Below are 13,159 nucleotides of genomic sequence, written 5' to 3'. Positions count from 1 at the left end.
ACCGCAGCGTCACTCCATCGCGTGGGTTTCCCGTCAGAACGCCTCGCCGATCGCCAGGTTCACGGCGATCGGCAGCACGTCGAGGAGCGCCTCCGGGGTCCGCTCGTCGTCGGGCCAGCCCGCCTCGCCGGGCGTACACTTGCCGAGCACCTGCAGGCACGGGACGCGGTAGCCGACGTCGAAGCGAAGCGGGCCGACAGGCGTCGTGTAGCGCAGCCCGACGCCCGCCGAGACGTGCGGCCGCTGCGCCCCCGAGCGGAAGAGCCCGAACCCGCGCTTGACGTCGCCGGCGTCGGCAAAGATCACGGTGCCGAAGCTCTCCCCGAGCGGGATCCGGAGCTCGAGGCTCGCTTCCCAGAGCTGCCGGCCGCCGATCGGGATCAGCGGGGCCTCCGCGGCGGCGTTCGTGCCGCCCCGCGCGGTGGGAGACGGCACGCGCGCGTGGGGGCCGACCTCGTTGAAGCCGTAGCCGCGGTTGCTCGTCGCGCCGCCGCTGAAGAACCCGCGGAACTGCATGAGCTGGAGGTCGGCGCCGCACCTCGCCCTCTCCTCGGCGCTCGCCCCGGCGTCGCACCGGGTCGGGTCGAAGGACGCCTCGCCGTACTGGAGATCCGAGTTGGTCGGGATGAGCCACCCGGTCATCAGGCGGAAGCCGAGGGTCCATCGCCGCGAGACCGGCAGGTAGGCGCGGAACTCGGGCTGCAGGCGGATGTCCCGAGCGTCGTGGAACCTCTTCTCCCGGACCGCGGTCGGTCCGACGAGGGCCCTGGCCAGCGCTGTGTCGGCCTCCAGATAGCCGGCGAGCTGAGCGTCGAGCGAGACGTAGTAGCCATGGTGGGGGGATAACCTGTCGGGCTTCCCCGCGCGGTTCAGGCGGCGATCGTAGGACACGGTCGCCTGGAGATAGGGGATGAAGATGGTCCCGAACCCCACGGGCAGCGGCGCCGAGTTGTAGGTGAACGGGCTGTTGAGCTGAACGTTGTAGAGAAGGGCGGCGTTCAGGTCCGACTTCAGGAACGGCCGCTCGAGGCCGATGGATCCGACGTACTCGCGGTAACCTACAATCGAGTGCTCCGCTTTTTCCTGAGGAGGGTCTGCAGCATTTCCCGACTCCCCCTCTCCCGCGTCGGGATCGTCATCCGGCTTTGTGCAGAACTCGCCTGTCTGCGGGCAGTAGAGCTTGAACGAGCCGCGCAGCACCGCGGCCGTGCGCCGCTCGATCGCGCCCGGCTGGCGGAGCTCGGAGCGGATCTGGATCTCCGGCAGGAGGCGGAAGTCGTCCTTCAGCTCGCCGAACAGGGTCGAGAACTCCACCGGGTAGAACACGACCCCCGGCCTCGCCTCGATGTTGAAGCGGCGAAGCCCGCCGAGGAAGTTGCGGTCCTCCCACCCGGCGACGAGGTGCGCCTCGACGCGCGAGCCGACCTCGGCGCCGCCGCCGAGCCGCACGGCGCGCAGCGCCGCGGGCTCGACGGAGAAGGTCACGGGGACAACCGGGTTCCTCGGCTGCCCGGGCGGCGCGAGCTCGGGCTTCACGGCGACGGCGCCGAACACGCCGAAGTCGGCGAGCGCCTGCTCGGCGTCCGCGAGCACCGCGGTCGAGAAGCGCTCGCCCTCCTCGATGCCGATCGCCGTCCTGACGGGCGCCTCCGGGATCTCGCCGAGCCCCTTCAGGTAGACCTTGCCGAACGTGCACTCGGGGCCGAGCTCGATCGTGTAGCGGACCCGCGCCTCGTTCTTCACGAGGTCCACGTCGACGTGCCCCTCGACGGTCGCGTAGGCGAAGCCGCGATCGGTGAGGACCCGGAGCAGCGCCTTCTTGATCTCCTCGTACTGCTCCTCGTCGAGGCGCTCGCCGATCTTCAGCTGGTCCTTCGCCTCGGTCACCGGCCGGGCGATGTCCCGCCCCTTCTCCAGCGTCCAGTCCCGCCACTGGAGATCCACGGACGCGACCTTCACCGGATCTCCCTCGGAGACGACGATGCGCACCCGGACGCGCCCCTCCTTGTCCGGGCCGCCCATCCGCTGCACCCGCGCCGCGCGCGCCCTCGCGCTGTAGAACCCGCGCGCCCGGTAGTACCGCTCGATCCGGGCCATGTCGCGCTCCAGGACGAACCGGTCGAAGCGCTCGTACTCGACCGTCAGCGCGTCCCAGATGCTCAGGATCGGCACGCGCTCGAACGCCCCGCCGAGCAGGTGCGAGCTCTCGGCCGTCGCGATGCGCTCGGCGAGCTCATCGCCGCTGATCACCCGCTCGCCCTCGAAGGACACCTCCTCGATGGCGCACCCGCTGAGGTCCGGGCGCGTACACGGCGGCGGCTGACGCGAGGCAGTGCAGGCCGACGCCCCGAGCGCAACGGACGAGACGAGCGCTGCGGCGACGGATCGCGCGAGCGGGGCCCGGACACCTGAAAGGTAACTTTCGGTTGTGCCGGCGGCGATGCGATCGCCCCGGTGTGCGCGATGGCGAGGATTCAACGTTACGCCTGTGTTTTCGATATGCTGCCGTCCGCTCCGACCGTCGAGTGCCCGCCCCGGGTCTGGGTGGGCGCTCGGAGCGCGGCGCGAGCGAGGGAGAGCCTACGAGATGGCAGAGCCGACGCAAAAGGAACCTGGTGCCGGTGGGTACCTCGGATATGGATTGCCGCACGAACCTGGGGTGCCCGGCGCGCCCACGAACGCCGGCGCGCCGCTCGGAGCCCCTCCCCCCGAGGAGCGGCGCGGCGCCCTGAAGGCGCTCGTGGCGATCGGCGGCCTGGCCTACGCGGGCGCGCTCGCCGCCCCGGCGGCGACCTTCCTGGCCGGCCCCGCCGCCGCCGGCGGCTCCGCAGGCGGGCGCGAGCGCTGGGTCCGGGTCGGGCGCCTCGATGATCTGCCGCCGGGCGAGCCGCGGCGCCTCAAGGTGATCGGCGAGGAGCGCGACGCCTTCACGGTCGCGAAGGACCAGATGCTCGGCGCGATCTGGGTCATCCGCGAGGGCGAGAAGATCCGCGCGATGAGCGCCTCGTGCCCGCACCTCGGCTGCGGCATCGAGCTCAACGACGACAAGAAGAGCTTCAACTGCCCGTGCCACGCGTCGCGCTTCGCGCTGTCGGGCGCGCCGGAGACCGGGCCGTCCCCGCGCCCGATGGATCCGCTCGCCACGCGCGTCGTGGACGGCTGGCTCGAGGTGGACTTCCGGCGTTACCGTGACGGGACCGCCGAGCTCCAGGAGATTGCAGGGTGAGCCTCGGCGACTGGCTGAACGAACGCATCGGGCACCGCGAGCCCATCCGCCGCCTGCTCGACGAGCCGATCCCCGGCGGCGCGCGCATCGGCTACGTCTGGGGGGGCACGATCGCGCTGCTGCTGCTCGTCGAGGTCGTCACGGGCGCGCTGCTCATGTCGGCCTACGCGCCGAGCGCGACGACGGCGTGGGCGAGCGTCGCGCACATCAACTTCACCCTGCGCGCCGGCTGGCTCATCCGGGGCCTCCACTACTTCGGGGCGCAGGCGCTGATCGTCCTGATCGCCGTCCACCTCGGGCAGATCGCGATCCACGGGGCCTACCGCGCGCCGCGCGAGGTGAACTGGCTGGTCCAGCTCGGCCTGTTCGGCGTGATCCTCGGGTTCGCCTTCTCGGGCAACCCGCTGCCGTGGGACCAGGACGGCTACTGGGGAGCGCGCGTCGAGACGGGCATCATGGGCGCCGTCCCCGTCGTCGGGCCGGCCACGCAGCAGCTCGTCGTCGGCGGGACGTCGCTCGGCCACCTGACCGTGACGCGGCTCTACAGCCTGCACGTCTTCGTGCTGCCGGCGGTCATGGCCCTGCTGCTCGCCGCGAGCTTCGCGCTGTTCCGCAAGCACGGCTTCGGCGCGCCGCACGGCGCCGATCTCCGCAAGGCGGACCGGTTCTACCCGAAGCAGCTCGGCATGATCCTGCTGGCCGCGGCGCTCGTGCTCGTCGTCATCTTCGACCTCGCGGCCATCGAGCACGGCGCCCCGCTCGAGGCGCCAGCGGACCCGGTGAGCGACTACACCGCCCGCCCGGCGTGGTACTTCCGCCCGCTCTTCGAGCTGCGCAAGTTCTTCCCCGGCAAGCTGGAGCTCATCGCGACCGTCGGCGTGCCGGGGGTCGTCGGGCTGTACCTCGCGCTGCTCCCGTTCATCGATCGGAAGCCCGGCCCGCTCCGCGCGCGGATCCCGGCGCTCGCGCCGCTGTTTTTCGTCGGCCTCGGGGCCGTGGGCCTGCTGGCGATGTCGTTCGTGGCCGACCGGAAGGACGAGGGCTACCAGCGCTCGCAGGCGCAGAACGCCGAGCGCACCGCGCGCGCGATGGCGCTGTTCAAGCAGGGCGTCCCGCCCGAGGGCGCGCTCGCGATGCTCCGGAACGACCCGGAGATCCGCGGCGAGGACCTCTACAAGAAGGAGTGCGCGAGCTGCCACCGGCTGAACGATCTCGGCCCGCCCAAGGACAAGCAGACGGCGCCGGACCTCACCGGGTTCGGGACGAAGGCCTGGGCGCTCGAGGTGCTGAGGGATCCGGACGCCGACCACCTCTTCGGCAAGACGGCGTTCAAGGAGATGATGCCGTCGGTGTCCAAGCCGCCCGCGGACCCCGAGGCGGCGAAGATGTTCACGCCGATGAGCGAGGCCGACCAGGAGACGATCGTCGCGTTCCTGGAGGCGCAGGCGCGCGGGGAGACCGCCGCCGGGACGCCGGGCGAGAAGCTCGTCCGGCAGCGGTGCACGAGCTGCCACCGGCTCGACGGCAAGACCGACGACGAGGAGTCCGCCGCGCCCGAGCTGCGCGGCTGGGCCTCCATCCCGTGGATCGAGGCGCAGATCACGAACCCCGGCAGCGGCAAGGCCTACCCGCCGGCGGCCATGTCGAAGGACCTCGAGGGCCACATGCCGGCGTTCGAGGACAAGATCGCCGCGAACGACAGGAAGCTCCTCGCCGCCTGGGTGTACCGCCGCGCGCGCGGGGAGTCCGGGAAGCCGACCGCCGCCAAGACGCCCTAGAACAACGGTCACGTTGATCGAGCGAGAAATGAACCGCCAAGACGCCGAGGGCGCCAAGAAGAAGACAATGCCTTGGCGTCTTGGCGGTTCGAAGTTCTGCTCGTTTCAGGCGGGTTCAACCCGTTTGTCGCTCTAGAAAAAGCCCTGGGCGCACAGCGCGCGGACCGCCGTCGTCCCAGGCTTTCCTCGCCCCCATCTCGAACACTCCCTGAACGTCGGCCGATGAACGTCGGCGCGGCGCTCGCCAGAGCGGCGCGATCCGTTCGGGTCAAGGCGCGCGCCGGCATGCGCCCGCGCGGGGCGCCCGCGGTGCGGCGCGCCGGCACGCGCGGTGCTGTGCGGCCCGAAGGAGCGAGCCGGTGGCGACATCGTGCACGGTCGCCTCCGCGCCGGCGTGCGCGCGGCGCTCGCCTCGAGGGCAACGTCGAGGACAACGGCGCGCGCATCCCAGAAAGGGCAGGACCGGTGGACCTGGATGCGGCTGTGAAGCATCACTTCCCGTGGGTCGCGGGCACGATGATCGCGCTCGCCGTCTACTTGCAGGCGACCGGGGTCTCGCGCCTGGCCGGGGGGGCGATCATCCCGGACAGAGCCGCCCGGCTCTCTTCCGTACCCCCTGCCCCCCGCCGTGCGCCGCACGACGGCCTCCACGCGACGAGCGCCGAGGCGATCCTGCGGCGCAACCCGTTCGACTCCGCGACCGGGCCGCTCCTCCCGCCGCCCGGCGGCGCTGACGAGGGGCGCGCGCCCGCGCCGGGCGGCGCTGCCGAGGGGCGCGCGCCCGCGCCGGGCGGCGCTGCCGAGGGGCGCGCGCCCACGCCGGGCGGCGATGCATGGCGGCGCGATCCGATCTGCGAGGCCGGGCGCGTTGTTCTCATCGCGGCGTCGGAGGACGCGGCGTGGTCGTTCGCGGCGATCGAGGGCCCCGACGGACGGACGGAGCTCCAGCGGCTCGGCAGCCGCACGCCGGGCGGCACCATCGCGCGCATCGCCTGGGACCGCGTCTGGATCGCCGCGGGCGGCGCGCGCTGTCAGATGCGGCTCGGGGGCGCCCGGGTCGAAGAGGCGCCGCCAGAGCCGCCCAGGCCTCAGGCCAGGCCGGTCGGCGGCGACGCCAGCCTGATCCCGCCCGAGATCGCCGCGCGCCTCCAGCGGGCGAGCGCCACGGAGATCCACGTCGACCGTGCGGCGGTCGAGCGGATCCTCGATCAGCAGGCGGGCCTCCTGCGCGCCGCCCGGACGATCCCGGACGGCCGGGGGGACCCGATCGTCGGGCTGAAGCTCCGGCTCAGGCGGGGCTCGCCGCTCGAGACGCTCGGGCTGGAGAGCGGCGATCTGCTGCGGTCGATCAACGGGTTCGACGTCACCGACCCCGAGCGGGTGCAGGAGGCCCACGCGCAGCTCCGGACCGCGAGCCACCTGTCGATCGCGATCGAGCGCGGCGGCCAGCTCATGACCGTCGACGTGAGCGTCCGCTGACGGCGGCGCGCGCCGGCGGCGCGGGGCTCAGCCGAACGCGTCGACGGCCGCCCGGGCCGGCCGGCTCGCGAGCGACGGCGGCGCGACCGACTCCCACCAGGCCGCCGCGTGCTGCTCGGTCCACGCGGCGTCCATGCGCAGCGCGGCGAGCCGCTCGGACAGCTCGCGCGCCGACTGCGGCCGCTTCGCCGGGTCCTTCTCCAGGCAGTCGAGCACGATGCGGTCGAGCGCCGGCGGGATCGCGCGCGCCGCCCGCTTGGACGGCTCGACGGGCGCCTCGGTCGCGTGGAGCAGCACCATCTTCATCGCCGTCTCGCCCTCGAACACGAGCGCGCCCGTGAGCAGCCAGTAGGCGACGCACCCGAGCGAATAGATGTCGGTCCGGCCGTCGATCGGGCGATCGCCGGTCACGACCTCCGGCGCCATGAACGCGGGCGTCCCGGTGATCGCGTTGTCCGCCGTCAGCGTGGAGGGGGCCGCGTCCTTCCTGCGCTCGGCCACCAGCCCGAAATCGAGCACCTTCAGGAAGTCGAGATCCGCGCCGTAGCGGCACAGGAACAGGTTCGCCGGCTTGATGTCGCGGTGCACGAGGAAGGCCTTGTGCGCCTCGTGGAGCGAGTGGCAGGCCTGCCGGAGCAGGTGGACCACGCGCGCGGGCGGCTGCGGGCCGTCCAGCTTGACGAGGGTGTCGAGGTCCATGCCTTCGAGCAGCTCCATCACGTAGTAGAACGACCCGTCGCGGGCGACGCCGAAGTCGAAGAGGCTTATCGTGTGCGGCGACCGGAGCGCCGCCGTCGCCTGCGCCTCGCGTTCGAACCGCACCTTCGCGGTGCCGTAGCTCGCCGCGCCGCCCTCGAACGCCTCGGGGCGGATCAGCTTCACGGCCGCCGGGCGCGCGAGCATCCGGTGCTTCGCGCGCCACACCTCGCCCATGCCCCCGCCGCCGAGCCGCTCGACGAGCCGGTAGCTGCCGAGCTCCCGCACCGCGTCGAGCTTGCGCCCGAGCCCGAAGACGACGCGCGACACGAGCACGGAGAGCGCCAGCGCGACGACGCTCGGGAAGAAGCGGCGGAGCATCGCGTCGCGCGAGGGCAGCTCCATGAACCCCGACGCGACGAGCCCCCAGAGGCACGCCGGCTCGGTGAGGATCGCCAGCGTCGAGGTGAGCAGCGTGCGCACGCTCGGGGCCGGGACGATGATGGGGAACATCAGCACCCAGATCGCCACCGGCGACCAGCCCGGCAGCATCGGCCCCTCGGGCCACGGCTGCGCGTTCGTGACCACGGCGAGCGAGGCGGCGCCCAGGATCTTGTAGGCGAACGACAGATCGACGATCCGCGGCGGCGAGAGGAGCCTCCGCCGCGCGACGACGAAGAGCGCGGCCGAGACGAGCATGAACGGCAGGTAGACCGCGAAGCGGATCGCGTGAGGTCCGAGCCGGAGGCTCGGGAAGATCTCCGATACGGCGAAGCCGAGGGCGCCGACGACGACCGTACAGAGCGACATCCAGGCGACGCGCCGCACCGCCTGCTCCTCGAGGTCCGGCGGCAGCCGGGGCGACAGCCACGCCCAGCGCGACGTCGCGCAGCTGCTGGCCTCGGGGCCGAGGAAGATGGTCTCGCTCATGGCGTCGCGCGCGGCGCTCCGCCGCGCTCGCCAGCCTTTAGGGGAGCTGGCAGGCGGCGGGAATAGGAAGCGTCGCGCGCGGCACGGCGCCGCCGTCGCCCTCGCGCGGGGCGCCGCGCCGCCGCGCGCCGGAGCAAGCTCACTTCCGGAGCAGGCTTACTTGGAGAAGACCTGCGCGGCCGCGATGCCCGCGCCCTTCGTCGCCTTGAGGATCACCTTGCCCGGGCCGCCGATCGGCAGCGGGTTCTTCCAGCAGCCGGAGGCCTTGCCGCCGAGCGTCGCCGCGGCGCCGGTGGTGCTGTCCTGCGCGAGCACCACGGGCGGCAGCGCGGGCGCCGGCTGCGAGACGAGCTGGATGTCGAGCTCCTGGACCCCGATGCCGATGCCGACGACCGTGTAGCACTTGCCGGCCGAGATGTTGATGTCCTGCTCCAGCACCTGGCCCTCCTGGAACTGACCCGCGAACGGCCCGCCGTCCGCCTTCATCCCCGGGGCCTCGGTCGTGCCCATCCCCTGGAGGATCGGCGTGGCGGCCACTGCGGCGACGGGCGGGACCGGCGTGGCGACGGTGCCCGCGGGCGCGGCGGCGGTGGTGGCCGGGGTCGCTGCCGTCGCGGGCGTGGTCGGCACGGCCGCGGCGCACCACTGGCCGGGCGGGCACGGGTTTGTCGGGTCCGTCGTCGGCTCGGGCGTGGACGAGCACGCGAGCGCTCCGAGCGCGGCGAGGCAGAGCGGGAGTACGTGGAAGACACGCATCATGAGAATGCTCCTTCGATGGGCATGAGCTCGCCCGATCACAGAACCAGGTGCCAGCGCTTCTTACACCGGCTGCGGTTCGACGTGTGGGGAGAGCGCGCGAAGCAGCGATCTCGGCAGCGCCCGCGCCATCACCGAGCGCCCAGCGCGGGCGCCGGGCGCCGAGCGCCGAGCGCCGAGCGCCGAGCGCCGAGGCCGCCAGAGGCCGGCGGCCGCCCGCCGCGCCGCTTTGCGCCCCGCCCCTGACGTGCTATCCGAGGTTGGGCCAGCGCGGTCTTGCAATTCCAAGTAGTCAAACTATACACGTGATTCGCGTCACCTGCGTGGGACGGCAGTGCGCGCCCAGTGGTGGACCTCCCAGCGTGCCTTGCCTCCTGGCCTCTCCTGGCTCGGCGGCGGCGCGCGCCGCACGAGGTCCGTACCGCTGCGTCCTTTGCGCCCGGCGTCGTCGCGCGGATAGCGCGCATCCGTCGGAGCAGCCATGAGCCAGGATCAGAAGCCCCCTCCCGCCGAAGGCAACGCCCTCTGGTACAAGGACGCGATCATTTACGAGCTCCACGTCCGCGCGTTCAGCGACTCGAACGCCGACGGGATCGGCGACTTCGAGGGGCTCATCGAGAAGCTCGACTATCTCCAGGATCTCGGCGTCACCGCGATCTGGCTCCTGCCGTTTTACCCCTCGCCGCTGCGCGACGGCGGATACGACATCGCAGACTACACGAACATCAACCCGTCTTACGGGACCCGGCGAGATTTCGCCCGCCTGCTGCGCGAGGCGCACCGCCGCGACATCCGCGTCATCACCGAGCTCGTCCTGAACCACACATCGAACGAGCATGAGTGGTTCCAGCGGGCGCGGACGTCCCCCAAGGGCTCGCGCTGGCGCGACTTCTACGTGTGGAGCGACACCCCCCACCGCTACAAGGACGCCCGGATCATCTTCAAGGACTTCGAGACGTCGAACTGGGCCTGGGATCCGGTGGCCAACGCCTATTACTGGCACCGCTTCTACTCCCACCAGCCCGACCTGAATTTCGACAACCCGGACGTGCACGCGGCCGTGTTCAAGGTCGTCGACTTCTGGCTGGAGATGGGCGTCGACGGGCTCCGGCTCGACGCCGTGCCGTACCTCTACGAGCGCGACGGGACGAACTGCGAGAACCTGCCGGAGACGCACGAGTTCCTGCGGAAGCTCAGGCGCCACATCGACGCGAATTTCTCCGATCGCATGCTCCTCGCCGAGGCCAACCAGTGGCCCGCCGACGCCGCCGCGTACTTCGGCAACGGCGACGAGTGCCACATGAACTTCCACTTCCCGCTCATGCCCAGGATGTTCATGGCGGTGGAGCTCGAGGACAGCTTCCCGATCGTCAACATCCTGCGGCAGACGCCCGTGGTCCACGACACCTGCCAGTGGGCGACGTTCCTCCGGAACCACGACGAGCTGACGCTCGAGATGGTGACCGACGAGGACCGGGACTACATGTACCGCGTCTACGCGCAGGAGCACACGGCGCGCATCAACCTGGGCATCCGCCGCCGGCTGGCCCCGCTCATGAAGACGCGGCGCCGGATCGAGCTGATGAACGCGCTGCTCTTCTCGCTCCCCGGGACGCCCGTCCTCTACTACGGCGACGAGATCGGGATGGGCGACAACATCTATCTCGGCGACCGCGACGGCGTGCGCACGCCGATGCAGTGGAGCGCCGACCGGAACGCCGGCTTCTCCAGGGCGAACCCGCAGAAGCTGTACCTGCCGATCATCATCGACCCCGAGTACCACTACGAGGCGATCAACGTCGAGGCGCAGCAGCAGAACCCCTCGTCGCTCCTCTGGTGGATGAAGCGGCTCATCACCCTGCGCAAGCAGAACAAGGTGCTCGGCCGCGGGACGATCGAGTTCCTGCACCCGGACAACAGCAAGGTGCTCGCGTTCATCCGCGCGTACGACGACGAGCGGGTCCTCGTCGTGGCGAACCTCTCGCGCTACGCGCAGCACGTCGAGCTCGACCTCGCGCGCTTCGCGGGCATGGTGCCCGTCGAGCTGTTCGGCAGGAGCCGCTTCCCGGAGATCACGAGCCGCTGTTACTCCCTGTCGCTCGGGCCGCACGACTTCTTCTGGTTCGCGCTGGAGCCGGCGGTGACCGCGGTGTCCACGGGAGACAGCCAGGCCGCGCCCGCCATCTCGACGAAGGGCGCGTGGCAGGCGCTCCTCTCGCCGGAGGGCCGCAAGGCGCTCGAGCCGGCGATCGGCAAGTACATCGCGGCGCGCCGCTGGTTCCGCGGCAAGGCGCGCACCCGGCGCTCGACGACGCTCGCGGACGTCATCCCGATGGCGCGCGACGAGCGGGGCGCGGCGCAGCACTTCATCCTGCTCGTGCGCGTCGAGTACACGGACGGCTCGCCGGAGACGTACGTCGTGCCGGTCGGCTTCGCGACGGCAGATCGCGCGCGCGAGCTCGCGACGCGCACGCGCCACGCGGTCATCGCGGACGTCACGGTGCGCGATCCGGACCCGGAGAGCGCGGCGGCGCCGGAGGGCGTCCTCTACGACGCGCTGGCGACCCCGGAGTTCGCCGCGCTGGTCCTCGCCGCGATCCGGGCGCAGGGGGTCGCGACGGGCTCCGTCGGCGAGCTCCACGCGCTGCCGCTCGGGACGACGCTCGAGGCGCTCGGCGCCGAGGGGGAGCTCCCGGCGCGCATCGCCGAGAGCGAGCAGAGCAACACGACCATCATTTACGGCGACAAGCTGCTCCTCAAGATCTTCCGCCAGGTGGAGGAGGGCATCAACCCGGAGCTCGAGATCGGCCGGTTCCTGACGGAGCACCAGTTCCCGGCCACGGCGCGGCTCGCCGGGGCGATCGAGTACCGGGGCCGCGGTCGCGAGGCGATCACGGTGGCGATGCTCCAGGAGTACGTGCAGAGCCAGGGCGACGCGTGGACGAGCACGCTCGAGGCGCTGAACCGCTTCTTCGAGCGGGTGCTCGCCGACGAGGAGTCGGTGAAGGGCGGCGCGCCGCCGATGCCGGCCGGCACGCTGGTCGAGGCGTCGCGCGCGACGCCGCCTCCGATCGTGAACCAGCTCATGGGCACCGAGCTCGTGAGGATGCGGCTGCTCGGCGAGCGCACCGCGCAGCTCCACCTCACGCTCGGCAAGGAGAGCAAGGATCCCTCGTTCGGGCAGCAGCCGTTCACGACGCTGCACCAGCAGTCGATCTTCCAGTCGGCGCACGGCATGCTCGCGCGCACCTTCGCGCTGCTGAGGAAGCGCGAGCACGCGCTCCCCGAGAACGTGCGGCAGCAGGTGTCGGCGATGCTGCCGCGCGAGGCCGAGATCAACGCGAAGCTCCAGCAGATCGTGTCGAGGAAGTTCGACGTCCCCCGCATCCGGACGCACGGCGACTTCCACCTCGGCCAGGTGCTCTCGACGGGCGACGACTTCATCCTGATCGACTTCGAGGGGGAGCCGGCGAGGCCGCTGAGCGAGCGGCGCTACAAGCGCGGCCCGCTCCGGGACGTGGCCGGGATGCTGCGCTCGTTCGACTACGCCGGCGCCTCGGCGCTCCGGGACGCTCGCCTCCGGCCCGAGGACGTCGCCGTCCTCAAGCCGTGGACCGACGCCTGGGTGGCCTGGATCTCCGCGAGCTACCTCGCGGGCTACATCGAGACGATCGCGCGCGCTCAGGCGGCCGCCGAGCCGCGGACTGACGACACGTGGCCGTACGTGCCCGCGAGCGACGCGGATACGGTGCTCCTTCTCGACTTCTATCAGCTCGAGAAGTGCATCTACGAGGTCGGCTACGAGCTGAACAACCGTCCGGACTGGCTCGACATCCCGATGCGCGGGCTGGAGCATCTAATTACGCCCAAGGCGTAATATCACTCCCAAGCCCCCTCCCCCTCCCCTTCCCGATTCCCTGCTCAGAACGGCCTCGGGCGCGCCCTGCTGGGCGCGCGCCCGAGGCTCGGCGCTCGCAAAGACGTGACCCCCCGCGCCCGGCTCGCCCACGCGGCGGTGCCATTGCGCGGAGGTGCCCGGAGGCGCTTGCCTCGACGCGCGAAGAGGAGACGCGCCGGCAAGGAGCCACTGGCTCGTTCGGCCGACGAAGAGTCAAGTCGTCCGGAGGCATCCTCTGGTAGGCTGTCGGCTCGCGCCGCCGAAAAGAGCCCCGAGAGCGCGCTTGACCTGAACCTCGGGCCAGGAGGTCCACCCCAGTGAGCAAGAGTTCGCACCTCGGCCTGAGACTGTGCATTGCCACGACCCTCCTATTTTTCTCACCCATCGGTCGCGCCG

General features: G+C 71.6%; 7 protein-coding genes. 4 read left to right on the top strand and 3 right to left on the bottom strand.

Annotation, left to right across the window (positions count from 1 at the left end):
• Nucleotides 1-33 precede the first annotated feature (33 nt).
• Nucleotides 34-2,271 (bottom strand): BamA/TamA family outer membrane protein, encoded by a 2,238-nt coding sequence (locus WMF24_RS02305; protein ID WP_437734699.1) that lies wholly within the window; start codon nucleotides 2,269-2,271, stop codon nucleotides 34-36.
• 370 nt (nucleotides 2,272-2,641) lie between these two features.
• On the opposite strand from WMF24_RS02305, the gene WMF24_RS02300 reads away from it, so the two are divergent.
• From WMF24_RS02300 to gspC, 3 genes are all read left to right on the top strand, one after another.
• On the top strand, nucleotides 2,642-3,226 hold the full coding sequence (locus tag WMF24_RS02300) for a ubiquinol-cytochrome c reductase iron-sulfur subunit (protein ID WP_437734698.1): 585 nt from the start codon (nucleotides 2,642-2,644) through the stop codon (nucleotides 3,224-3,226).
• Nucleotides 3,223-5,004, top strand: coding sequence for a cytochrome b N-terminal domain-containing protein (locus tag WMF24_RS02295; RefSeq protein WP_437734697.1), 1,782 nt, complete (start codon nucleotides 3,223-3,225; stop codon nucleotides 5,002-5,004). The genes WMF24_RS02300 and WMF24_RS02295 overlap by 4 nt, the downstream gene beginning before the upstream one ends.
• 483 nt (nucleotides 5,005-5,487) lie before the next feature.
• Nucleotides 5,488-6,483, top strand: coding sequence for a type II secretion system protein GspC (gene gspC, locus WMF24_RS02290; protein ID WP_437734696.1), 996 nt, complete (start codon nucleotides 5,488-5,490; stop codon nucleotides 6,481-6,483).
• Nucleotides 6,484-6,510: 27 nt separating this feature from the next.
• Here the strand turns inward: gspC and WMF24_RS02285 are convergent, their stop codons facing one another.
• Complete coding sequence (locus WMF24_RS02285; RefSeq protein WP_437734695.1) at nucleotides 6,511-8,109, bottom strand: serine/threonine-protein kinase; 1,599 nt, start codon at nucleotides 8,107-8,109, stop codon at nucleotides 6,511-6,513.
• Nucleotides 8,110-8,265: 156 nt separating this feature from the next.
• Nucleotides 8,266-8,868: a hypothetical protein gene (locus tag WMF24_RS02280; protein ID WP_437734694.1), complete on the bottom strand. Its 603-nt coding sequence runs from the start codon at nucleotides 8,866-8,868 to the stop codon at nucleotides 8,266-8,268.
• Nucleotides 8,869-9,346: 478 nt separating this feature from the next.
• On the opposite strand from WMF24_RS02280, the gene treS reads away from it, so the two are divergent.
• Nucleotides 9,347-12,742 carry a maltose alpha-D-glucosyltransferase gene (gene treS, locus WMF24_RS02275; protein WP_437734693.1) on the top strand — a complete coding sequence of 1,132 codons (3,396 nt, stop codon included), beginning with the start codon at nucleotides 9,347-9,349 and terminating at the stop codon, nucleotides 12,740-12,742.
• Nucleotides 12,743-13,159 lie beyond the last annotated feature (417 nt).

This window comes from Sorangium sp. So ce1335 (genome assembly GCF_051521615.1).
GTDB lineage: Bacteria > Myxococcota_A > Polyangia > Polyangiales > Polyangiaceae > Sorangium.
This window is presented reverse-complemented; position numbering and strand designations above follow the sequence as displayed.